Below are 24,552 nucleotides of genomic sequence, written 5' to 3'. Positions count from 1 at the left end.
GTAAATTACTTCACGCCTTTTTCAAGGGTTTCAAGCATTTCTTTCTTCTCATCTTCAGATGAATTTTGCCAAATCACTTCAAATAATACCCCAAGTCCTGGAAGCATTTTTTCCTCGCCACTTTGAATGGCATCCACGATTGTATCTTGTAATTGATCTTGTGTATTCCCGGAAACGTTGTGAAGAATCGCATTTCGTAGGTTTAAGTTCATGTAAACATCCTCCTTTTGTTAACCTTTCTTCAATATTATGATTTCTAGGTTTGGGTTTTATTATGTACTATATTTAGGATATAATGAGAAAATATATGAGTTAGTTAAAGGAGAACTGTTTTGAAATTTATAGAATCTGTCAATAATCCTAAGGTAAAACAATGGAGAAAACTGTTAACAAAAAAAGAGCGGGATAAAACCGAGTCGTTTATAATAGAGGGTTTTCATTTAGTAGAGGAAGCACTCAAGCAAGGTGAGCAGATATTAGAAATTATCGTTTCGGAACAGGCAGGTCTGCCGCCGCGCTGGGATGTCAGTTCTACACCAGTCACTCTCGTCACGGAAGAAATATCTAAATTATTAACGGAGACTGAAACTCCTCAAGGAATTTACGCGATTTGTCGTGTACCAAGTAAGAAGGCTGAAATCATGGCCGAGGAGGGAAAGACGTTCTTATTAATAGATGCTGCCCAGGATCCAGGTAATCTTGGTACCATGATCCGCACAGCCGATGCGGCCGGGATTGATGCAGTTGTTGTCGGACACGGCAGTGTCGATATCTATAACTCGAAGGTCTTAAGGTCAGCACAGGGAAGCCATTTTCACCTGCCAATCATTAGGGGCGACCTTCATGAATGGATTGACAAGCTTCAGGATAAAAACATATCGGTTTATGGAACCGCACTAGAAGGTGCTTCGGCTTACACCGATATTTCCAGCCAAGATTCGTTTGCCCTTATCGTTGGCAACGAGGGCAATGGTGTCGCCAAAGATCTACTTTCAAGTACGACCGCCAACCTATATATCCCGATCTTCGGAAAAAGTGAATCATTAAATGTTGCGGTTGCGACAGGAATTCTGCTCTATTATTTAAAAAAATAGGCGAAATACGTTTGACCTTTTGCTGAAAAACGTTATATAATAATGAACAATTGAAAAAAGTTAAAAACGATGACGGAGAAAAGTATCTAGTTATCGACCATTTAGGGAGAAAGTGCCATGACTGCAAGCACTTTTATGGTTCTAGATTAGAGAAGTTCACCTCCTGAGTTGGCATCGGGACCATTTTTTTAAAATGTAAAGATGCATCGGCACAGGCCGTTATTCGAATGAAGCGAACACAATGTTTTTTACATAACGTGTGTTTACAAGGGTGGTACCGCGAATTAACAAACCTCGTCCCTTTCCAGGGATGGGGTTTTTTTGTTTTTTTATGGCTGCCTAAAGTGACCAATTACCATTAAGGAGGAATAGATGATATGCAAGAACGATTAAAGGAATTGCAGGAAGAGGCTATTGAAAAAGTTGAACAGTCTTCCAGCTTAAAAGAATTAAATGACATCCGTGTTGCTTACCTTGGTAAAAAGGGACCAATTACTGAAGTATTGCGCGGAATGGGAAAGCTTTCAGCTGAAGAGCGTCCAGTTATGGGAGCACTTGTAAACGAAGTACGTGAAACGATTGCGGCTAAAATCGAAGTCAAACAAAAAGGATTAGAGGAGGCAGCGGTTCTAGAAAAATTAGCATCAGAAAGTATTGATGTCACCCTTCCAGGCAGTCCCGTCAAGGTTGGAAACCACCATCCGCTGACTAGAATCATTGAGGAAATTGAAGACTTATTTATCGGCATGGGCTATCAAGTAGCCGAAGGTCCAGAAGTAGAGCAAGATTATTATAATTTCGAAGCTCTTAATTTACCAAAAGGTCACCCGGCCCGTGATATGCAGGACTCTTTCTATATTACAGATGAAATCCTCCTTCGTACCCATACATCACCAGTCCAAGCACGGACAATGGAAAAGCATGAGGGCAAAGGGCCCATTAAAATTATCTGCCCTGGTAAGGTTTACCGCCGTGATAATGATGATGCCACACACTCTCATCAATTCATGCAAATTGAAGGTCTAGTGGTCGGTGAAAACATCCGCATGAGCGATCTAAAGGGAACTCTGGAAGTTTTTGCGAAAAAAATGTTTGGAGAAGATCGTGAAATTCGTCTTCGACCAAGTTTCTTCCCATTCACAGAGCCATCTGTTGAGATGGATATTTCTTGTAAAATCTGTGGCGGCCATGGCTGTAATGTTTGCAAGAAAACAGGCTGGATTGAGATTTTAGGTGCAGGAATGGTTCATCCAAACGTACTTGAGATGGCTGGTTATGATTCTAAGAAATACACTGGATTCGCGTTTGGAATGGGACCTGAACGGATTGCGATGTTGAAATACGGTGTCGATGATATCCGTCATTTCTATACAAATGATGTACGATTCTTAAAGCAGTTTTCAAAACACGAGTAAAGGCTGAAGCCCCGTAGGAGTTAAAGCTGAATAATAGGAGGTTGGCGACATGTTCGTATCATATAAATGGCTGCAGGATTATATTGATTTAACCGGTGTAACAGCTGTTGAACTTGCTGAAAAAATTACAAAAAGCGGAATCGAAGTTGAGGGTGTTGAAGTCCTCAACGAAGGAATAAAAGGTGTTGTTATTGGTCATGTCCTAGAACGTGAACAGCATCCAAATGCTGATAAATTAAGCAAATGCCTGGTAGATATCGGTGCAGAACAACCTGTGCAAATTATTTGCGGGGCACCAAATGTGGCACAAGGCCAAAAGGTAGCCGTTGCTACAGTGGGAGCAGTACTTCCAGGGAATTTTAAAATTAAAAAGGCTAAGCTTCGTGGCGAAGAGTCAAACGGAATGATTTGTTCTCTTACTGAGCTTGGCATGGAAGGAAAAATTGTTCCAAAAGAATATTCCGAGGGCATCTATGTTTTTCCGGCAGAGACGGAAGTTGGCGTTGATGCGTTAGCGCAGCTTAATCGTGACGATGAAGTGTTAGAGCTAAGCTTAACCCCTAACCGTTCTGACTGCCTAAGTATGTTAGGAGTTGCCTATGAAGTGGCGGCCATTCTGGGGAGAGACGTTAAGCTTCCTGAGATGACCCTTGAACCAATTACCGAAAAGGCATCTGATTATATTAAAATCACGGTTGAAGCCAAAGAAGATAGTCCGCTTTATGCCGCTAAAATCATTAAGAATGTTAAAATCGGACCATCACCATTATGGATGCAAACCCGCTTGATGAATGCAGGCATTCGTCCGCACAATAATGTGGTTGATATTACAAACTATATTTTATTAGAATATGGCCAGCCGTTACATGCGTTTGATTATGACCGTTTAGGCTCAAAGGAAATCCTTGTCCGCCGTGCGGTAGATGGTGAAAAGTTTGTAACCCTTGATGATGTGGAACGCACGTTAACTGCGGATCACCTTGTCATCACGAACGGAAAGGAACCAGTTGCTCTTGCTGGAGTTATGGGCGGTGCTAATTCAGAGGTAACTTCAGATACTACTACTGTTCTTTTAGAAGCGGCTTATTTCAACGGTCAGACTGTCCGTAAAGCTTCAAAAGACCATGGGTTAAGGAGTGAAGCAAGCGCACGTTTCGAGAAAGGCGTAGATCCTAACCGTGTTCGTGCAGCCGGCGAACGTGCAGCTTACTTAATGGCAAAATATGCCGGCGGTGAAGTGCTTGAGGGAACTTCAGAGGTAGATACGCTAACAGTTGAACCTGCGGTTGTATCGATTACTCTTGAAAAAATCAATCGTGTCCTTGGCACAGAGCTTCAAATGAACGAAGTCAAAGAAATCTTTGATCGTTTGCAATTCCCTGTAAGTATCGAACAGGATACTATTACGGTTACCGCACCAACTCGCCGCGGGGATATCAAAATTGAAGAGGATTTAGTGGAAGAAGTTGCGCGCCTATTTGGCTATGATGATATTCCTAAAACTTTGCCAATTGGTTCGACCACTCCAGGTAAGTTGTCGGCTTATCAAAAGAAACGCCGTGTGGTTCGTCAATACTTAGAGGGTGCAGGATTGTATCAGGCTGTAACATACTCGTTAACCAGTGTAGAAAAAGCTGCCCAATTTGCCCTTGAAAAACGTAACCCAATTCGTTTGGCTATGCCAATGAGTGAAGAACGCAGCGTACTTCGTTTAAGCATCATGCCTCAATTATTGGAAGTATTAAAATATAATAGTGCACGTCAAAATGACAGTTTAGCTGTTTATGAAACGGGCGCTGTATTCTTATCAAATGGGGAAGAAACGCTTCCCGTTGAAAATGAGCATTTAGCAGGGGCTGTAACGGGCTTGTGGCACAGCCATTCATGGCAAGGCGAGAAGAAGGCTGTGGACTTCTTCGTTGTGAAAGGGATTTTGGAAGGGATGTTTGCAAAGCTTGGCCTTGAAGGGCGTATTGAATATGTTCAGGCGCAAGTTGAAGGTATGCACCCAGGACGTACTGCCGAAATCAGGTTGGACGGTGTCAGCGTTGGTTTCGTTGGCCAAGTCCATCCAACTGTTCAAAAAGAACTCGATCTAAAAGATACCTATGTCTTTGAACTTTCCTTACAAGCCGTCCTCCAAGAAGAAACGGCGCCATTACAATACAACAGCATCCCACGCTTCCCAACCATCACAAGAGACATTGCCCTTGTGGTAAACAGAGAAACGGTGTCAGGCACCTTAAAGGATATTATTCTAACTACTGGTGCACCACTTCTCAAGGAAGCGGAAGTGTTTGATTTGTATGAGGGAGATAAAATGGAAGAAGGCAAGAAGTCGATTGCTTTCTCGTTAAAGTATTTGGATCCGGAACGTACTTTGACGGATGAAGAGGTAACAAAGGTTCATGAGCGTGTGCTCGATGCCTTAAAAGAAAAGGCTGGGGCTGTGCTTAGAGGATAAAGTAAAATGCTGGTTCGAAACTAATTCGAGCCGGCTTTTTTTTGTAATTGCTTATAAATTAATTTTTTCGCTGATAAAACATTGAAAAGTGCTGATAATTTGATGAAAACTGCTGATAAACATATAAAAACTGCCGATATAAAAAATGACATGCAAATTTCGCTAAATTTCCGCAGGATTTTCGTGTCTCCTATTAGAATAGTTATGATAAAACGAAAGGAGTGAACATATTTGCTTATAAAAGAAAGGAAAATTCCCTTAGTTATACTTATTTTAGAAGCCCTATGCCGGCGACTTTCCCCTAACCATCCAAAATACCAAGAGATCCAAGAGGAGTTAGGAAGAAGGCGTGCTGGTTTCCAAGGTGAAGTTGCGTTTGACTACTATCTTAGGTTCCTGCCTAAGGATAAATACATGATTCTCCACGATTTAAACCTTCCTGATGGTGATTACAACTGCCAAATCGATACCCTCCTCATATCACCAGAATACGCCCTAATTATTGAAATAAAAAATATGGCTGGTAAGTTGGTATTTGATACCGAAAACGAGCAGTTCATCCAGATAAATAATGAAAGAGAAAAAGGTTACCCCTATCCAATCACCCAAGCAGAGAGACACCAAGAATACTTAAGAAAGCTTTTAAAAGAGCACAAATACCCCAGCATCCCCATTGAATACGAGGTAGTGATTAGTAATAGTTATACGACGTATGTTGTTACTGGGAAAAATACTCATAAAGTAAAGCCTCGTGTATGTAAAGCAGACGTGTTCCAAAATAAAATCAGTTACTTTGAAAATCAACACACGAAGCCTGTCCTTGAGGCAAGGGATCTCCGTAAGCTGTGTCGACTTCTTATGAAAATGAATACGGTACCCACAAGCTATATTTTGCGAAAATATGGAATCAATAAGCATAATTTATCAATCGGTGTATTCTGTCCCCGCTGTAGTTATTTTCCGATGATTGAAAAAAGAGCTAAATGGTTCTGTCCATCCTGTAAGACGGATTCAAAAGATGCCCATATTAGTGCTCTAATGGATTATTTTTTGCTAATTGATTCTCAAATAACCAATCAACAATTTCGAGATTTTTGCCATATAACATCTCCTCATACTTCAAAGCGATTTTTAATATCGGCAAATCTCAGTTATGATCCAGAGACAAAAAAGGGGAGGTCCTATTCTCCGAAGGCCATCCCCTGGTAAAAGTGCTGATAAAATCAAATTTGCGCTGATAAATGGCTGGAAAGTGCCGATAAACATACAAAAACTGCTGATAAGTAACTAAAAACTGCTGATAAAAAAATGTAAACAAATTTTTAGACCGCATTCTCATAAAAAGAATCACCAAATTAGTCCTGAACTCTACTTTTTTCATAGATTTCATCATAAACCTTCGCCAAAGCCATATCCAAATCCGTCAATCCCCCGACATTCCAAGAAGTTAGCCTTAGCGTCACTAATTTATAATCAATGGCAATAAAAGGGTGATGATTTTTCTCTTCAGACAGCTCCGCAATTTCATTCACAAACGCTACCCCACTCAAAAACTCCCGGAAACGATATTTTTTAACAATGAATTTACCGTCTAATTTCCATCCTGGTAATCCAGCTAGAGCTTGATCGATTTCCGATATACTTAATTTGTTTGTCACTCTGGACCCCTCCATTACCCGATACGAATCTTAACAACTCTTAGTTCCGTTTTTTATTTACAATCGCCATCGCCTTATCTGTATTGGCAAAGTGTAGTTTGACAAAGGAAGGAAGACTGTCCCGTCCTTTACTCAAAATCAGCTTGGCTGCTGCCACATCCACCTGAGCTCCTGCCCCCTTAGGAATCTTAAATCCTGCCGCCTCACTAAGCTTATCAATATACTGAATGAACGCATAACGTGCCAGGATACTAGCCGCAGCGACCGCTAAATGAATTCCTTCTGCTTTCGTACTAAAATACACATCTTTATTGGCGATTGCCTTCTGTCCTTTTAGATGCTGAAAATAAGTACTGGGCTGGACAAATTGGTCAATTAAAATCGCCTCCGGCTTTACAGGGGATATCTTCTCCAACACCTTTAAAATGGCTTGATTATGGAGCAGTGCTTTCATCTTCCCTTGGGACATTCCGGAACGCTGCACCTGATTATATTTTTCATTTTTCAAGGTCATCAAGCTAAAAGGAACCACATCCTTAATGACTTTGGCAATTGAGATGATTTTTTCATCATTCAAATCCTTTGAATCCCGTACGCCTAATTCCTTTAATAACGGAATATCTTCTTTTCTGACATAGGCAGCTACAACCGTAATAGGTCCAAAAAAGTCACCCGTGCCCACCTCGTCGGAACCGATGGCTGACATCCCGCCAATACCTGGAGGAAGATCGCCTTTTGCCCCAGCCTTCGCCTTGACTGCAGAAGGTTTTTTACTAGGAGCACCAACAGCACTGCTGCCCCATTTTCCAGCCTCTGATTCACTATCGTTTCCTTGAAACAAAACCTTCCCGGATTTATAGGCCGTAATCATACAGGCCGGTGTTTTGGCAGCAAACACACTTCCGGGAATATTTTTATCTAAAAGCTGCTTGGTATAATAGTTTTTCATTTCATTGATCTTTGCCATTTCTAAATTAAGGACAACATTTCCCACTTAGACACCACATTTCTATAAAATTTCTGTTTGGAATTAAAGTTAGCGATTCATTTTTAATTTGTTTGACTTTTCGACTTATGTACGTTCGTGTTATAGTATAGAGTAGGATTCTGGAATGGAGGCTTTACGTTGTCAAATATTCAAAAACACAAAACAACCGTTGCTATATACGGACAGCAATACGTCATAATGGGTACGGAAAGTCCAAGTCATGTACGACTTGTGGCATCGTTAGTTGACGACAAAATGCGCGAAATTAGTTATAAGAATCCAACTTTAGACGTAAATAAACTAGCTGTTCTTACTGCGGTAAATGCCGTCAATGATTATATTAAAATCAAAGATGAGTTAGAACGGCTGCAAGCAGAACTACAAAAAGAAAAGGACTAAAAAATATGTTAGGTTTAGCCATTATTATTTTACTCATTATGGGATTCTTTGTTGGACTTAAAAGGGGTTTCATTCTCCAGCTTGTTCATCTACTAGGATTTATTATTGCATATGTCGCCGCCACTTCCTACTATGAAGAACTTTCCACAAAACTCATTTTATGGATTCCCTATCCAAACTTCGGTGATGCCCCGGAATTAAAGATTTTAACCGGCTCAACCGATATGGAGAGTGCTTTTTACAGGGCGATTGCCTTTGTGATTATCTTTTTTGCTGTAAAAATATTATTTCAAATTATCGGCTCCATGCTTGATTTTATTGCTCATTTGCCGGTTTTAAAACAGCTGAATATAGTAGCTGGAGGAATATTAGGCTTTTGTGAAGTCTATTTAATTATCTTTATTTTATTATATATTGGAGCGCTAATTCCAATCGGTTTTATTCAGGATGCACTGGAGCACTCCTCTGTGGCAAAAGCAATCGTGAATCACACCCCTATCCTTTCACAGCAAATCAAAAGCTTGTGGATTGAATATACAACTGCTTGAACTTCTCTGTAGCAGAGGAGTTTTTCTCATTCTTGCAAAAAATAGGATAAAATGATAATGCTAAATAGGGCAGGTGTTAAGAATGGAAATGACTAAAAAGGAATTAATACGGTTATTAGAAACCATTGCGATTTATATGGAATTAAAGGGTGAAAACCCATTTAAAGTTTCTGCATTCCGCAAAGCAGCAAATGCGCTTGAAACAGATGAGCGTGTTTTAGCAGAAATTGAGGACTTTACAAGTATTTCTGGGATTGGCAAAGGTACTGCTGCAGTCATGGATGAGTATATCAAAGATGGGGAGTCTACCGTTCTAAAAGAGCTGAAGGAAGAAGTCCCAGCTGGCTTAATTCCTTTACTGCAGCTCCCAGGCCTTGGTGGAAAGAAAATAGCCAAGCTCTATAAGGAACTGGGGATTGTCGATGTTGTCAGTTTAAAAGAAGCGTGTCTTGCTGGTCAGGTACAGGCTCTTGCTGGATTTGGCAAGAAGACGGAAGAGAAAATCTTAAGTGCTATCGCCAATGTAGGAACAAGACCCGAGCGGCTTCCGCTGGCATACATGCTCCCAATTGCCGAACAAATTGAGGCAAAATTGGAAGAAATGACGGATATCACTCGGTTTTCAAGAGCAGGAAGCTTGAGAAGAATGCGGGAAACCATTAAAGATCTTGATTTTATCATTGCGACAACCCAACCGGAAAAGGTCCGCGAGCAACTGTTGAATCTGCCGAGAATTAAAGAAGTGATCGGCGCAGGGGATACAAAGGTTTCCATTGTCTTGAATCTGGATTATGACGTTTCTGTTGATTTCCGCCTCGTGAAACCAGACGAGTTTATCACCACGCTACATCATTTTACCGGCTCTAAGGACCATAATGTCCGGATGCGTCAGCTTGCCAAAGAACGCGGAGAAAAAATAAGTGAATACGGTGTTGAAATTGTAGAAACAGGGGAGATTCTTACTTTTTCATCGGAAGAAGAATTTTTCAAACATTTTGATTTACCGTTTATTCCGCCGCAAATTCGCGAAGATGGAAAAGAAGTCGAGCAATTCTCGGCGTCTGAAGAATTAATTGAACTTGCAGATATTAAAGGTGATTTGCATATGCATACCACCTGGAGTGACGGGGCTCATACAATTGAGGAAATGGTTGAAGCCTGCCGGGCTAGAGGCTATCAATACATGGCGATCACCGACCACTCGCAGTATTTAAAGGTGGCAAACGGTCTTACTCGTGAGAGATTGTTAAGGCAAAAGGAAGAAATTAAAAAATTAAATCAACAATATGATGATATTCTCATCCTATCGGGTGTAGAGATGGATATTTTACCAGACGGTACTCTAGACTATGATGATGAGCTATTAGCGGAAATGGATTTCGTTATTGCCTCGATTCATTCGGCGTTCAGCCAGCCGAGGGAAAAGATTATGGCACGGCTAAAGACAGCACTTGAAAATGCACATGTCGATTTAATCGCCCACCCAACCGGGAGGAAAATTGGCCGCCGGGAAGGTTATGATGTCGATGTTGACTTATTGATCCAATTAGCAAAAGAGACGAATACGGCATTAGAATTAAATGCCAACCCTAACCGTCTCGATTTAGCAGCAGAGTATTTACGAAAAGCCCAAGAAAATGGCGTTAAAATCCTGATTAACACAGATGCCCATCAATTGGATACATTAAAGCATATGGAAATTGGGGTATATGCCGCCAAAAAAGGCTGGATTAAAAAATCTACCGTAATTAACGCATTAGATAAATATGACTTACTTGAATTTTTACACCAAAGATAAGAAAAGGGGGGAAACTCCATGCACGAAAGAGCGTTAAAAGTTTTAGAATTTACGAAAATAAAGGAACAGCTTTTCGATCATGCCTCTTCTTCACTTGGAAGAGATAAAATAAAGGCTTTAGTGCCTTCTACTGACTTTGAAGAGGTTGTTAGACTTCAAGCTGAAACAGATGAGGCGGCAACCGTTATTCGGATAAAAGGAAATGTTCCTTTATCAGGAATTCACGATATCCGTGCTCACATAAAACGTTCAGTGATTGGCGGCGTACTAAGTGCTCATGAGCTGGTCCATGTTGCAAGTACAATCCATGCCAGCCGTCAAATGAAACGATTTATAGAGGAACTTGCTGAAGAAAGAACGGAACTGCCTATCCTTATGGAACAGGTAGCACATATTGTTCCGCTTACCAATCTGGAACATGAAATTAAGCATGCGATTGATGAAAGCGGCGAGGTGTTAGATAGTGCGAGTGATTTGCTGCGCTCACTAAGGCATCAGCTTAGAGCAAATGAATCGCGTATTCGTGAACGCCTAGAAAGTATGATCCGTTCTTCAAACGCAGCAAAAATGTTATCCGATGCAATCGTGACCATCCGCAATGACCGCTTTGTTATCCCGGTAAAACAAGAGTATCGCGGCCACTATGGCGGGATTATTCACGATCAAAGTTCTTCTGGACAAACTCTATTCATTGAGCCGCAGGTCATTGTTCAATTGAATAACCAGCTTCAGGATATTCGTGTCAAGGAACAGCTGGAAATTGAACGAATCCTGACAGAGTTGTCTGCCAAAACCGCTGAGTACGAAAGCGAACTCAAAGTGATTGTCGATATTCTAGCCAACCTAGATTTTATTTTTGCAAAAGCGAAATATAGTAAAAAAATAAAGGCATCCATGCCAATTATGAATGATGAAGGAAGAATTGCTTTATATAAAGCACGTCATCCGCTCATTCCGATTGATGAGGTAGTGGCCAATGATATTATGCTTGGAAAAGAATATACAACGATTGTCATAACCGGTCCTAATACCGGTGGTAAAACCGTTACCTTAAAAACGCTTGGCCTATGCTCGTTAATGGCACAGGCGGGATTACAGGTACCAGCGCAGGATGGATCGGAACTGGCGGTTTTTGATGCTGTCTATGCCGATATTGGCGATGAGCAGTCGATTGAACAAAGCTTGAGTACGTTTTCGTCCCATATGGTAAACATAGTGGATATATTAGATCGGGTTGATTTTAACAGCTTAGTTTTATTTGACGAGCTCGGTGCAGGAACGGACCCACAGGAAGGTGCTGCTTTAGCAATTTCGATTTTAGACGAGGTGCACAGGCGCGGGGCAAGGGTCATTGCAACGACCCATTATCCAGAATTAAAGGCATATGGTTATAATCGCGAGGGTGTCTTAAATGCAAGTGTAGAATTTAATGTGGAGACCTTAAGTCCAACGTATAAATTATTATTGGGAGTTCCTGGCCGGAGTAATGCCTTCGAAATTTCGAAACGTTTGGGCTTAAATGATCGGGTTATTGAAGCAGCCCGCTCTCATGTAAGTGAAGACACCAATCAAATTGATAAAATGATTGCTTCACTTGAGGAAAGCAAACGCGCAGCAGAGCGGGAACATGAAGAAGCACGAGACTTTTTAAAGCAAGCGGAAAAACTTCATCAAGATTTACAAAAACAACTGATCGAGTATTATAATAAAAAAGATACTATGATGGAAAAGGCAGCTGAAAAGGCTGCTGATATTGTGGATGAGGCCAAACAAGAGGCAGAGAAGGTTATCCGTGATTTGCGCAAAATGAGAACGGAAAAACATGCAGATATTAAAGAGCATGAGCTCATTGATGCGAAAAAACGGCTGGAACAAGCGGCACCTGAAATTAAGAAATCCGATAAATTAACCAATAAGAAAACGAAAAAGCATACGTTTACACCGGGTGATGAGGTCAAGGTCTTAACCTTTGGTCAAAAGGGAACCCTGGTGGACAAGGTTTCAGACAATGAATGGCAGGTTCAAATTGGGATTTTGAAGATGAAAGTCAAAGAGAAGGATATGGAGTACTTGAGTACGCCAAAACAAGTGGAAACCAGACCTATGGCGATTGTAAAAGGACGGGACACGCTCGTTAAACTGGAATTGGATCTTCGTGGGGAAAGGTATGAGGATGCCCTTATGAAGGTAGAAAAATACATTGATGATGCTCTTCTGGCAAGTTATCCGCGCGTATCCATTATCCATGGAAAAGGGACCGGAGCGTTAAGACAGGGTGTACAAGAATATTTAAAAAACCACCGTTCCGTTAAGAAAATCCGCTTTGGAGAGGCCGGAGAAGGTGGTTCAGGGGTAACCATCGTCGAATTTAAATAATACCCGGGGAGATACGTAATGGACCAGTTTTGGGAGAATAGGTATATTCAAATTGCTGCATATTACAGTGTTGTGATTTTATGTATGGTTGTCTTTTTAGCTGTTTTTGAAATGGTAACCAAATATAAAAATTGGGAAGAAATAAAAAAAGGAAACCTGGCTGTGGCAATGGCAACCGGTGGAAAAATATTGGGTCTGGCTAATATTTTTCGGGCTTCCATTAAGGAAAACAATTCCTTACTTGAGATGGTTGGCTGGGGTGTTTTCGGATTTGCCTTGCTGCTTGCCGGCTATTTTATCTTTGAATTTTTAACACCTAAATTTAAGATTGATGAGGAAATTCAAAATGATAACAGAGCGGTTGGTTTGATGTCACTGATTATCTCGATTGGGTTGTCCTTTGTTATTGGTGCAGGAATTTCGTAAGGAGAGAAGAAATAGTGGAGACATTAGCCAAAGTACTGCTGGGATTGTGCGGTTTGTTTTTACTGATCGGCATTATCTATATGGTGTTTTTCGCCTAATTAAAATCATCGCTAAAGTCATTTGGCGATGATTTTTTTATTGATCGGATGAAGTGATAAAGAATTTAAGCTGATCGGTCCTGTACCAAAATCGAAAGTCTCATTGTCTATTGTGTAGTGCTGTACTATAATAGAAGAGAGTTTAATATTTTCCAATTATAGATAAAAAAGGAGGTTACTTATGTTGGAGTCAAAACCATGGTTGGACCTTTATCCAGAGGAAATTCCTGCCACACTTGAATACTCCAGTGAACCAGTCCAAGAATACTTAGTCAATGCAGCCCGAGAGTTCCCGGAGAAAATCGCCATTCACTTTATGGGTAAGGAATTAACCTATAAACAGCTCTATGAAGAAGCGCTAAGTGTTGCCAGTTATCTACAGCAATCCATTGGCATCCAGAAGGATGACCGGGTTGCCATTATGCTTCCGAATACGCCTCAATCCGTCATTAGTTATTTTGGGATATTAATGGCAGGGGGAATCGTTGTTCAAACGAATCCTTTATATACAGAACGAGAACTGGAGTACCAAATGAAAGACTCCGGATCAAAAGCTATTATCACCCTAGACATCCTTTATCCACGAGTCACCAAAGTTATGCCGCAGACAAACTTACAACACGTTATTGTAACCGCTATCAAAGACTACTTGCCATTTCCTAAAAATCTTGTCTATCCCTTCATCCAGAAAAAGCAATATGGGATTGTTGTAAAGGTAAAACATGAAGGAAACGCCCATCTGCTCACCGAAATAATCAAAACCAACTCAAAAGAAGTAAACCGTCCTGAATTTAATCCAGCTGAAGATATTGCCCTGCTACAATATACCGGGGGAACAACGGGTTATCCAAAAGGAGTTATGCTGACCCATAAAAATTTAATCGCCAATACTTGTATGATTGAAGCATGGTTATACAAATGTAAACCGGGGGAAGAATCTGTTTTAGGTATTTTACCGTTCTTCCATGTTTATGGAATGACCACAGTGATGATTTTATCAATTAAAATGGCCTGTAAAATGATTTTATTACCTAAATTTGATGCCCTAACAACACTGAAAACCATTCACAAACAGCGGCCCACCCTATTTCCAGGTGCGCCCACCATCTATATTGGCTTATTGAATCACCCAGATTTAAAAAAATATGATCTTTCTTCGATTGATTCATGTATCAGCGGGTCCGCCCCACTTCCGGTTGAAATACAACAAAGGTTTGAGGAAATAACCGGTGGAAAGCTGGTTGAAGGCTACGGTTTATCCGAAGCTTCTCCTGTTACCCATTCCAACTTTTTATGGGATGTTCCAAGAGTAAAAGGCAGTATCGGTGTTCCCTATCCAGACACAGATTCCCTCATTTTGTCCGTTGAAACGGGTGAATCGATGCCGGCTGGCGAAATTGGTGAAATTGTGATCAAAGGACCGCAAATTATGAAGGGCTACTGGAACCGTCCAAAAGAAACCGAGGAGGTCCTTAAGGATGGCTGGCTTTATACCGGGGATCTGGGTTACATGGATGAAAAGGGATACTTTTATGTAGTGGACCGTAAAAAGGATATGATTATTGCGGGAGGCTTTAATATCTATCCTCGAGAAATTGAAGAAGTACTTTATGAACATCCAGACGTAGTTGAGGCCGTTGCTGCCGGTGTTCCTGATCCATACCGTGGTGAAACCGTGAAAGCCTATCTTGTCTTAAAAGAAGGTTCCAACGTGACAGCGGAGGAAATGAATCAATTTGCAAGGAAATATCTGGCCGCATATAAAGCACCAAGAGTGTATGAATTTAGAAAGGAATTACCAAAAACAGCTATAGGTAAAATATTAAGAAGAACACTAGTGGAAGAAGAAAAACAAAAAATAGAGCAAGACACCCAAAAACATGCCTAGCTTTGGAACTATTTTTTTTGAGCAGGAGGGCTTGTCACACTAATTGATTTATATTAGGATGAATGGGTCAGTTTTTCTTGACAGCAGATAATTTAACTTCTATTATAAAATTATGAATGATGATTCATTCATAATTTCTTTTTTTAAGTTGATAAATTTGATTAATGTCTAGCTGCAGCGCCTAGGGGCTCTTTGGTCTAAGCCAATCCGGCAAGAAGGTTAAAAAGCAACCTTCTCACCGGCTCGTCTTATGCTTGGCTACAGAAAGCTAACGCTTCCTGTACGCATTAAGGGAGACTAAGTCGATTTTCAATCGACTAAATCTCCCTATATCGCCCCTAAACAAGGCGCTTCCGCTTTTCGATTTTCTTCAAGAGGGTGGATTATGTGAAAAAGAGCAAACCAAAATATATGCAAATTATAGATGCAGCAGTTATTGTGATTGCTGAAAATGGGTACCATCAAGCCCAAGTTTCCAAAATTGCGAAACAGGCAGGGGTGGCTGATGGAACGATTTATCTATATTTTAAAAACAAAGAAGACATCCTTATCTCACTCTTTGAAGAAAAGATGGGCGAATTCGTTGAAAAAATTGAGGAAAAAATAGCAGGAAAAGTGACAGCGGAAGAGAAGTTATTAATGATGATTGAAACCCATTTCCAACTTCTATCTGAGGATCACCATATGGCAATTGTTACTCAATTGGAGTTACGTCAATCCAATAAAGAATTACGTTTAAGAATCAATGCGGTTCTTAGAGGATATTTACAGGTGATAGACAAAATCATTTTAGAAGGAAAAGAAACAGGGGAGTTTTCTAGTGATCTTGATGTTCGTCTAGCCCGGCAAATGATTTTTGGGACAATTGACGAGACTGTTACTTCGTGGGTTATGAACGAGGAAAAGTATGATTTATTGTCTCTGGCATCCCCAGTCCATCGACTGTTGATTAATGGCTGTGGGAAAAGGTGAGGAATGAAAAGGGGGAGTTGCATTGGAATACTTAAAATGGTCGTATCAGGATCGGATTGCCACGATTACGATCGAGCGTCCGCCCGCAAATGCACTTTCATCAGGTCTGTTGAAAGAATTGTCAGCAGTACTTGATGAAATTGAACCAAACGGTGAGATTGGGGTTATAATCATTCATGGCGAAGGCCGATTTTTCTCAGCGGGAGCCGACATTAAGGAATTTACGACTGTGACTTCAGCAGATGGATTTGCAAACCTTGGCAAGTATGGGCAGGATTTATTCGATCGGATGGAAAAGTTTTCAAAGCCCATCATTGCTGCTATCCATGGTGCCGCACTTGGCGGTGGACTCGAATTGGCGATGGCATGCCATATCCGCTATGTAACCGAAAATGCCAAGCTTGGTCTTCCTGAGCTGCAGCTTGGGTTAATCCCAGGTTTTGCGGGTACACAGCGTTTACCTAAATATGTAGGCGTTGCCAGGGCTGCGGAAATGCTGTTTACCTCCGAACCTATTTCCGGTATGGAGGCAGTCCAATATGGTTTAGCAACCCGTGCCTTCCCAGAAAGTCAACTATTAGATGAGACCTATAAGCTTGCTGGAAAAATAGCTAAGAAAAGCCCTGGTTCTATTCGGGCAGCTATAGAATTATTAAATTATGCAAAAACAGAAGAATTTTACGAAGGAACAAAAAGGGAAGCTGAATTATTTGGCGAGGTATTTGTTTCAAAGGATGCAAAAGAAGGAATCCAGGCCTTCCTTGAAAAGCGGGAGCCTAATTTTAAAGGGGCATAACTTCTGACGGCAGAGACCTGTCTCGGAGTTCTAATAAAATTTTTTTGCCAATCATTTTCTCAATCTTTTGAACTGAGTTAATGTTTGAAATTTACTAGGAGGGAAACCATGAACATTTATGTATTAATGAAAAGAACCTTTGATACGGAAGAGAAGATTGCCATATCTGGCGGCAAAATTAACGAGGATGGTGCAGAATTCATCATCAATCCATATGATGAATATGCAATTGAAGAAGCGATTCAGGTTCGTGATGCCAATGGCGGTGACGTAACGGTGATATCCGTAGGCAGTGAGGAGTCTGAAAAGCAATTACGTACAGCTCTTGCAATGGGAGCAGACAAAGCCGTTCTTATTAATATTGAAGATGATGTAGAAAATGGAGATCAATTTACGACTGCAAAAATTCTTGCGGAATACTTGAAAGATAAAAATGCGGATTTAATTTTAGGCGGCAATGTCGCGATTGATGGCGGTTCAGGCCAAGTTGGCCCACGCGTGGCTGAATTGCTTAATATTCCCTACGTTACAACTATTACAAAGTTAGAAATTGATGGAACAAGCGTAACAGTCACTCGGGATGTAGAGGGAGATTCCGAAGTGATTGAATCCAGCCTGCCGCTATTGGTTACGGCACAGCAAGGCCTTAACGAGCCTCGCTACCCTTCTCTGCCAGGAATCATGAAGGCAAAGAAAAAGCCGCTGGAAGAATTAGAGTTAGACGACCTCGATCTTGAAGAAGATGACGTAGAAGCCAAAACCAAAACGATCGAAATATTCTTACCGGCAAAGAAAGAAGCAGGAAAGGTTTTAGCAGGGGATTTAAATGACCAAGTGAAGGAACTTGTACATCTTCTTCATACGGAAGCGAAAGTAATCTAATCCATTCACATAAAAATTGTTTTTCAGGAGGGTAATCGAATGTCAAGAAAAGTATTGGTACTAGGAGAAGTTCGTGACGGATCATTACGTAATGTTTCTTTCGAAGCAGTTGCTGCAGCAAAAACAGTGGCAGAAGGCGGAGAAGTTGTTGGAGTTATAGTTGGTGAATCTGTAAGCGCTTTAGGTACTGAACTGATCCAATATGGAGCAGACCGCGTGTTGGTCGTAGAGAACGAAAAATTAAAACAATATACGTCGGATGGTTTTGCCCAAGCCTTATTGGCAGTCATTGACCAAGAAAAGCCTGAAGGATTAGTGATAGGACACACAGCGTTAGGAAAGGATTTAGCCCCTCGAATTGCCGGGAAACTTTCATCCGGCCTCATTTCTGATGCTACAGCAGTTGAAGCTGCTGGTGGAAATATCGTATTTACAAGACCGATCTACTCAGGTAAAGCATTTGAAAAGAAAATTGTTACCGACGGGATGATTTTTGCCACTGTTCGCCCAAATAATATTGCACCTTCCGTAAAGGATGATAGCAGAACAGGCGAGGTCTCGTCTCTGTCTGTTGAGATCAAGGATCTTCGTGCGATTATCAAGGAAGTGGTCAGAAAAGCTAGTGAGGGTGTAGATTTAAGTGAAGCAAAAGTCGTGATCTCTGGCGGCCGCGGTGTAAAAAGTGCTGACGGATTTGCTCCATTAAAGGAATTAGCAAAGGTATTAGGCGGCGCAGTTGGAGCTTCACGTGGTGCCTGTGATGCGGATTATTGTGACTACTCTTTACAAATTGGCCAGACTGGCAAGGTTGTGACACCAGACTTGTATATTGCCTGCGGTATTTCAGGGGCTATTCAGCACTTAGCTGGAATGTCTAATTCCAAGGTTATTGTCGCAATTAACAAGGACCCGGAAGCCAACATTTTTAAAGTAGCTGATTACGGTATTGTTGGTGATTTATTCGAAGTCGTGCCACTGTTAACAGAAGAATTTAAAAAACTAAAAGTTCATTCTTAATAAACTATAGCCAGGACGGTTTACTAACGGAAATGCAGGTCAATACTAAAAAGCGGGCGGTGAATGGCTCGCTTTTTTACATGGTTATGAATAGAATACTTATAGTAAAAATGGGGAAATTATTTGCGAGACATATTATTAGCGTGATATGACAAACAAATGTTATACTTTCCGTAGTATTTCAGTATTTATTAGGAGGTCAATATAAATGGCTATTTCACATGTTACCGATCAAAATTTCACAGCTGAAACAGGTTCAGGTCTTGTGCTTGTAGATTTCTGGGCACCATGGTGCGGCCCTTGTAAAATGATTGCTCCCGTTCTTGAAGAACTTGACGCAGAAATGGGCGAAAAAGTAAAAATCACCAAGCTTGATGTGGATGACAACCCACAAACGGCTGCTAACTTTGGCGTAATGAGCATTCCAACTTTGTTGGTATTAAAAGACGGCGAAGTAGTAGACAAAGTAGTTGGCTTCCAGCCTAAAGATGCGCTAGCAAGCGTTCTAGAAAAGCACGTTTAATACCGTTGAACCCGAGAACCTTAGCCAATTGGCTGAGGTTTTTTACTTTTGACAATAGTCTCCTACTTCCTTTTATTGACGCTTTGCATTAAAATTTTATATGTATGAAAAAAGGACGGAGGAGTGGCCGGAATGAATGAAATTATAAAGCAAAAATTAACCCTGCTGCCTGATCAGCCTGGCTGCTACTTAATGAAAGACCGTCAGGGAACGATTATTTATGTGGGAAAAGCGAAAGTTTTGAAGAATCGTGTACGTTCTTATTTTAACGGTTCACACGATGGGAAGACATTACGACTTGTTAATGAAATTGAGGACTTTGAGTATATTGTTACCTCTTCAAATATAGAAGCGCTGCTGCTTGAATTAAACCTGATTAAGAAATATGATCCAAAATACAATATCATGCTCAAGGATGATAAAACGTATCCGTTTATCAAATTAACAGCGGAAAGACATCCGAAACTAATTATTACGAGAAAAGTGAAAAAGGATAAAGGAAAGTATTTTGGACCTTATCCAAATGTCATGGCGGCAAACGAAACCAAAAAGCTGCTCGACCGAATATATCCGTTACGCAAGTGCTCTACGTTGCCTGACCGAGTCTGCTTGTATTACCATCTAGGACAATGCCTTGCACCATGTGTTAATGAAGTACGGGAAGATCAATATAAACAAATGACTGACGAAATCACCCGTTTTTTAAATGGCGGTTATAAGGAAATAAAGAATGAGTTAACAGAAAAAATGACTGCGGCGGCAGAAGAACTCGATTTTGAACGTGCTAAGGAGCTCCGCGATAAAATTGTTCACATTGAGACCATTATGGAAAAGCAAAAAATCACGATGACCGATTTTACGGACCGCGATGTGTTTGGATATGCAGTCGACAAAGGCTGGATGTGTGTCCAAGTGTTTTTTGTCCGTCAAGGCAAGTTGATCGAGCGGGACGTCTCTATGTTCCCGATCTACAATGAACCTGAGGAAGAAATCTTGACATTCCTTGGTCAATTTTATACAAAAGCCAATCATTTTAAGCCAAAAGAGATTTTAATTCAAGATGAAGTGGATCTTCAGTTGGCAGAACAACTGCTAGAAGTAAAGGTACTACAGCCGCAAAGAGGTGCCAAAAAGGACCTCGTTAAAATGGCAATTAAAAATGCCAACATTGCCTTAAAGGAAAAATTCTCGCTGATCGAAAAAGATGAGGAACGAACAATTAAAGCGGTTGAAAATTTAGGTGAACTTCTAGGGATCTATACCCCTTACAGAATTGAGTCATTTGATAACTCTAATATACAAGGGACGGACCCCGTCTCAGCGATGGTTGTTTTTACAGATGGAAAAGCAAACAAACGTGAATATCGAAAATACAAAATTAAATCAGTAATCGGCCCTGATGATTATGAATCGATGCGGGAAGTTACCAGACGACGATATTCGAGAGCTCTGAAAGAAAATCTGCCGTTGCCAGATTTAATTATTATTGATGGTGGTAAAGGACATGTGGAGGCGGTTCGGGATGTTCTCGAAAATGAGCTTGGTTTAGATGTCCCGCTGGCAGGTCTTGTGAAGGATGAGAAACACCGTACTTCGCAGCTGCTTTATGGAAATCCGCTCCAAATTGTGCCGTTAGCGAGAAATAGCCAGGAGTTTTATTTGCTGCAGCGGATTCAGGATGAAGTCCACCGTTTTGCGATTACCTTCCACCGGCAAATTCGCGGGAAAAGTGCTTTTCAATCATTACTCGACGATATTCCAGGAATTGGTGAAAAACGAAAAAAATTATTGCTAAAACAGTTTGGCTCAGTGAAAAAGATGAAGGAAGCCAGTCTGGAGGAATTTACTGCCCTTGGTATACCAACCAATGTCGCAGAGGAATTAATCGAAAAACTTCGTCAATAATTATTGTCATATAAAAATGAACATGCTATAATGGTGAAAATTTAATCAGTCACTTTATCGTAATAAAGTGAAGGTAGAGGTGCGAAATTCAATAGTAATGGTTCTGAGAAGGATGAGCTTCGATGAGGGATCATGAAAGGGAAGGTTCGCCGAAGTAAAGAAGGGCTCATATCCTTCTTTTGCTGGTTCTGTATTGAAGAAATCCAGAATTGTCAAGACGATGTCTTGGAGAGCTATCTTAACGTTATTTGCACAGGAATTTTTATGTTCGTGTTCAAAAAGCAATGAGATACCCTTCTCATTGCTTTTTTTATGTCTAGCTCCAGCGCCTAGCCCACGATGGTCTACAGCCAATCCGTCCAAAAGGTTAAAAAGCAACCTTTCGGCCGGCTCGTCTTATGCTTGTGGGGCTGACCAAGGCGCTTGCGCTTTTCTAATTTACTAGCATACTAGTGACAGCAAAATGGAAAGTGGGGAAAAAGATGGGTATAGTTGTACAAAAATTTGGCGGCACTTCCGTTGGGAGTGTTGAAAGAATTTTAAATGTTGCAGCATGTGTAAGAGAGGAAAAAGAGCGGGGCAATGATGTGGTTGTAGTGGTTTCTGCGATGGGAAAATCGACGGACCAGCTTGTAAGCCTGGCCAAGGATATAACGAAGGAGCCCAGCAAGCGTGAAATGGATATGCTTTTGTCTACGGGCGAGCAGGTTACGATTGCATTACTTTCCATGGCTTTACAACAACAAGGAATGGAGGCAGTATCTTTTACAGGCTGGCAGGCAGGAATTGTTACTGAACCTGTACATGGGAATGCTCGAATTGCCAAAATCGATACAAAAGCGATTCAAACCCAAGTTTCAACTGGAAAGGTGGTCATTGTCGCGGGTTTCCAAGGAGTAACCGAGGATGGCGAAATTACAACATTAGGCCGCGGTGGATCAGATACAACCGCAGTTGCTTTAGCGGCAGCTCTAAAAGCGGATAAGTGTGATATTTATACAGATGTAACCGGCGTGTTTACGACGGATCCAAGATATATAAAAGATGCCCGAAAACTATTATCTGTTTCATATGATGAAATGCTAGAGTTGGCCAATTTAGGTGCAGGTGTACTTCATCCCAGAGCAGTAGAGTTTGCTAAAAATTACAATGTACAGCTTGTGGTCAGATCAAGCATGGAGAAAGAAGAAGGAACAGTGATTGAGGAGGAAGCAACGATGGAACAAAATTTAGTGGTACGCGGAGTGGCATTTGAGGACGAAATTACAAGAGTAAGCGTATTGGGGTTGACTAACTCAATTACAAGTCTATCAACTATTTTTACAACTCTAGCGCAAAATCATCTCAATGTAGATATTATTATTCAAAGCACAACTGAAGGCGGAACAGCTAATCTGTCATTCTCAATCCAAACGAATGACCTATTAGAAACGCTGAAGGTACTGGAAGATAATAAAACAGAATTGGGTTATGAGCAGCTAGATGCAGAAAATAAATTAGCTAAAGTATCCATTGTCGGTTCAGGAATGATTTCCAATCCAGGTGTGGCAGCGAAAATGTTTAAGGTACTTGCCGAGAATGATATTCAAATCAAAATGGTCAGCACATCCGAAATTAAAGTCTCGGCGGTAGTAGAAGAAAAAAATATGTTAAAAGCAGTTGAAGCCCTGCACACAGCCTTCGAGCTGGGCAAACAACAATAAAATAGAAAGATAGTAAAAATGGTGTCAGGCACCGAAAGGGAACCTGACACGATTGATAACAGTGCAATCGTATTTACTCGAATGGGACTGGATTACTCGAGGGAGTCTTTTATGTCCCATTTGACGGTAAATTGCACTTTGTTTGACTTTTTGACGGGGTGCTCGAAGGCTTCGGCGATAGCTCCTTTTTGAAGTTCCATTTGCTGGGCGAGGAAGCCTGCTTCAAGCTGGAAGAAATGCTCAGCCTTTGATTTAACCCTTGATACAATCAAGGGGCTAAACAGCTCAATCTCAAGTTCATTTTTGTTTTCTTTTTTTATTTCCAATTGACCCCATGAAGCTTGATTGAAAAAATCAATAACCTGATCAAAATCAGTTAATGGATACTTCCGAGCCAGCCGTTTACCTGCCCAATATAATATTTCTGGTGCTTCCTTCCCAAGAATCTCAGGCAGAAGGATTTCCCTGATTAATTCATATCCGAAGATCGATATGGTACGCGGTTCTGAAGTGGTCAAACTTACATCGACGACAGTACTTTCTTTCACAATGTTTCCCCTCTTTCCTATCATTCTATTATATACAATTTAACTCGGATTTCATTATCAGTTTTATTAAGATTAAATTAATTATCGTGCAATATTTAATCCTATTTCTCATCATAATTATTATTTCCACCAGTGGAAAATTTCTACCAGTTAGATGTTGGAAATAGATTGAAAAGATTGGGATTAATATATATTTATAACCTGAAAACTCTTACAAGAGACATGGTTAGTATAATATCAATATATTTAAAAAATTTTCTATTTTTGCTTAAGAATCTGTATCCGTTTTCTTGACGCTCTTAAATGATGGGAGTAAAATGAACATGTCACATAATTGTCACAGTGGTGACCATTATACATTTGTAAGAAAAATATAAAAAAGGAAACAGTAAGAACCATTTTTTGAAAACTAAAAGGGGGGTAAAATTATGGCGGGTAATCGAGAGTTTGTAAATCGAAGATTGCACTCATTGCTAGGTGTTATACCGATTGGATTATTTGTAACGCAGCATCTTGTCGTCAACCATTTTGTTACAGGGGGACCAGAATCCTTTAATAAGGCAGCAGGTTTCATGGGGAATCTTCCTTTCAAGATCATCCTAGAAACAGTTCTTATCTATTTACCATTGTTATATCATGCAATCTATGGACTTTATATTGCCTTTACCGGAAGTAGCAATGTTAATAGGTTTGGCACTTTTAGAAACTGGATGTACATGCTGCAGCGTATTACAGGAGTTTTAACCTTAATCTTTATTGCTTGGCATGTATGGCAAACCCGTGTGGCGGCGGCATTTGGGACTGAGGTAAACTATGATATGATGCATGATATTCTATCATCACCATTCATGTTTGGATTCTATTTAATTGGGATTCTCTCAGCTATTTTCCACTTTGCCAATGGTTTATGGTCATTTTTAGTAAGCTGGGGAATTACCGTATCACCACGTTCACAACAAATTACTACATACGTGACGATTGGTGTGTTCGTTATTCTTTCATTAATAAGCATTCAAACTTTAATAGCGTTTATTTCTTAATAGATTGTAGTCGG

The 24,552-nt window shown here is 40.6% G+C and carries 22 protein-coding genes, 1 riboswitch and 1 other annotated feature; of the genes, 18 read left to right on the top strand and 4 right to left on the bottom strand.

Annotated elements, in window-relative coordinates:
- Positions 1-5: 5 nt before the first annotated feature.
- Complete coding sequence (sspI, locus tag J7E81_RS16830; protein ID WP_215044023.1) at positions 6-212, bottom strand: small acid-soluble spore protein SspI; 207 nt, start codon at positions 210-212, stop codon at positions 6-8.
- 120 nt (positions 213-332) lie between these two features.
- On the opposite strand from sspI, the gene J7E81_RS16825 reads away from it, so the two are divergent.
- The 4 genes from J7E81_RS16825 to J7E81_RS16810 all read left to right on the top strand — a co-directional run bounded on the left by J7E81_RS16825 (position 333) and on the right by J7E81_RS16810 (position 6,182).
- Entirely contained in the window at positions 333-1,094 is a 762-nt protein-coding gene (locus J7E81_RS16825; RefSeq protein ID WP_215044021.1) for a TrmH family RNA methyltransferase, read from the top strand.
- Between the two features lie 60 nt (positions 1,095-1,154).
- Positions 1,155-1,399: a binding site (T-box leader), on the top strand.
- A gap of 72 nt (positions 1,400-1,471) precedes the next feature.
- Positions 1,472-2,509, top strand: a complete 1,038-nt coding sequence (pheS, locus tag J7E81_RS16820) for a phenylalanine--tRNA ligase subunit alpha (protein ID WP_215044019.1) — start codon at positions 1,472-1,474, stop codon at positions 2,507-2,509.
- A gap of 49 nt (positions 2,510-2,558) precedes the next feature.
- Positions 2,559-4,973: a phenylalanine--tRNA ligase subunit beta gene (gene pheT / locus J7E81_RS16815; RefSeq protein ID WP_215044017.1), complete on the top strand. Its 2,415-nt coding sequence runs from the start codon at positions 2,559-2,561 to the stop codon at positions 4,971-4,973.
- 231 nt (positions 4,974-5,204) lie between these two features.
- A complete protein-coding gene (locus tag J7E81_RS16810; protein WP_215044015.1) occupies positions 5,205-6,182 on the top strand; it encodes a nuclease-related domain-containing protein in 978 nt (325 codons plus the stop codon).
- Positions 6,183-6,328: 146 nt separating this feature from the next.
- Here J7E81_RS16810 and J7E81_RS16805 read toward each other — a convergent pair whose 3' ends face one another.
- Positions 6,329-6,631, bottom strand: a complete 303-nt coding sequence (locus J7E81_RS16805; RefSeq protein ID WP_308162227.1) for a 4a-hydroxytetrahydrobiopterin dehydratase — start codon at positions 6,629-6,631, stop codon at positions 6,329-6,331.
- Between the two features lie 40 nt (positions 6,632-6,671).
- Positions 6,672-7,625: a ribonuclease HIII gene (gene rnhC / locus J7E81_RS16800; RefSeq protein WP_215044011.1), complete on the bottom strand. Its 954-nt coding sequence runs from the start codon at positions 7,623-7,625 to the stop codon at positions 6,672-6,674.
- A gap of 132 nt (positions 7,626-7,757) precedes the next feature.
- Between rnhC and zapA the strand changes: the two genes are divergently transcribed.
- From zapA to J7E81_RS16735, 13 genes are all read left to right on the top strand, one after another.
- Positions 7,758-8,018 carry a cell division protein ZapA gene (gene zapA / locus J7E81_RS16795; protein WP_215044009.1) on the top strand — a complete coding sequence of 87 codons (261 nt, stop codon included), beginning with the start codon at positions 7,758-7,760 and terminating at the stop codon, positions 8,016-8,018.
- A gap of 5 nt (positions 8,019-8,023) precedes the next feature.
- The gene (locus J7E81_RS16790) at positions 8,024-8,566 is read left to right on the top strand and encodes a CvpA family protein (RefSeq protein ID WP_215044007.1); all 543 of its coding nucleotides are present in this window, start codon (positions 8,024-8,026) and stop codon (positions 8,564-8,566) included.
- An 82-nt stretch (positions 8,567-8,648) separates the two neighbouring features.
- Positions 8,649-10,364 carry a DNA polymerase/3'-5' exonuclease PolX gene (polX, locus tag J7E81_RS16785; RefSeq protein WP_215044005.1) on the top strand — a complete coding sequence of 572 codons (1,716 nt, stop codon included), beginning with the start codon at positions 8,649-8,651 and terminating at the stop codon, positions 10,362-10,364.
- A gap of 18 nt (positions 10,365-10,382) precedes the next feature.
- Entirely contained in the window at positions 10,383-12,740 is a 2,358-nt protein-coding gene (locus J7E81_RS16780; RefSeq protein ID WP_215044003.1) for an endonuclease MutS2, read from the top strand.
- Between the two features lie 18 nt (positions 12,741-12,758).
- Positions 12,759-13,166 (top strand): DUF350 domain-containing protein, encoded by a 408-nt coding sequence (locus J7E81_RS16775; protein ID WP_215044001.1) that lies wholly within the window; start codon positions 12,759-12,761, stop codon positions 13,164-13,166.
- A gap of 279 nt (positions 13,167-13,445) precedes the next feature.
- A complete protein-coding gene (locus tag J7E81_RS16770; RefSeq protein ID WP_215043999.1) occupies positions 13,446-15,152 on the top strand; it encodes an AMP-binding protein in 1,707 nt (568 codons plus the stop codon).
- Positions 15,153-15,539: 387 nt separating this feature from the next.
- Positions 15,540-16,124, top strand: coding sequence for a fatty acid metabolism transcriptional regulator FadR (locus tag J7E81_RS16765; protein WP_215043997.1), 585 nt, complete (start codon positions 15,540-15,542; stop codon positions 16,122-16,124).
- Between the two features lie 22 nt (positions 16,125-16,146).
- Positions 16,147-16,920 (top strand): enoyl-CoA hydratase, encoded by a 774-nt coding sequence (locus J7E81_RS16760; protein WP_215043995.1) that lies wholly within the window; start codon positions 16,147-16,149, stop codon positions 16,918-16,920.
- Between the two features lie 108 nt (positions 16,921-17,028).
- Positions 17,029-17,802, top strand: coding sequence for an electron transfer flavoprotein subunit beta/FixA family protein (locus J7E81_RS16755; RefSeq protein ID WP_215043993.1), 774 nt, complete (start codon positions 17,029-17,031; stop codon positions 17,800-17,802).
- 39 nt (positions 17,803-17,841) lie between these two features.
- Positions 17,842-18,819, top strand: coding sequence for an electron transfer flavoprotein subunit alpha/FixB family protein (locus J7E81_RS16750; protein WP_215043991.1), 978 nt, complete (start codon positions 17,842-17,844; stop codon positions 18,817-18,819).
- A 208-nt stretch (positions 18,820-19,027) separates the two neighbouring features.
- Positions 19,028-19,342, top strand: coding sequence for a thioredoxin (gene trxA / locus J7E81_RS16745; RefSeq protein ID WP_215043989.1), 315 nt, complete (start codon positions 19,028-19,030; stop codon positions 19,340-19,342).
- Positions 19,343-19,474: 132 nt separating this feature from the next.
- Positions 19,475-21,247, top strand: a complete 1,773-nt coding sequence (gene uvrC / locus J7E81_RS16740; protein WP_215043987.1) for an excinuclease ABC subunit UvrC — start codon at positions 19,475-19,477, stop codon at positions 21,245-21,247.
- A 66-nt stretch (positions 21,248-21,313) separates the two neighbouring features.
- A riboswitch (Lysine riboswitch) is annotated at positions 21,314-21,491 on the top strand.
- A gap of 238 nt (positions 21,492-21,729) precedes the next feature.
- Complete coding sequence (locus J7E81_RS16735; RefSeq protein WP_215043985.1) at positions 21,730-22,950, top strand: aspartate kinase; 1,221 nt, start codon at positions 21,730-21,732, stop codon at positions 22,948-22,950.
- Positions 22,951-23,042: 92 nt separating this feature from the next.
- On the opposite strand, the gene J7E81_RS16730 is transcribed toward J7E81_RS16735, so the two are convergent.
- Positions 23,043-23,498 (bottom strand): YslB family protein, encoded by a 456-nt coding sequence (locus J7E81_RS16730; protein ID WP_308162226.1) that lies wholly within the window; start codon positions 23,496-23,498, stop codon positions 23,043-23,045.
- Positions 23,499-23,926: 428 nt separating this feature from the next.
- Here J7E81_RS16730 and J7E81_RS16725 point away from each other — a divergent pair, with 428 nt between their 5' ends.
- Positions 23,927-24,538 carry a succinate dehydrogenase cytochrome b558 subunit gene (locus tag J7E81_RS16725; protein ID WP_215043981.1) on the top strand — a complete coding sequence of 204 codons (612 nt, stop codon included), beginning with the start codon at positions 23,927-23,929 and terminating at the stop codon, positions 24,536-24,538.
- Positions 24,539-24,552: the final 14 nt, after the last annotated feature.

Source organism: Bacillus sp. ISL-18 (assembly GCF_018613415.1).
Classification (GTDB): domain Bacteria; phylum Bacillota; class Bacilli; order Bacillales; family Cytobacillaceae; genus Neobacillus.
Note: the sequence above shows the minus strand (reverse complement) of the source record. Positions and strands in the feature narration are given on the sequence as shown.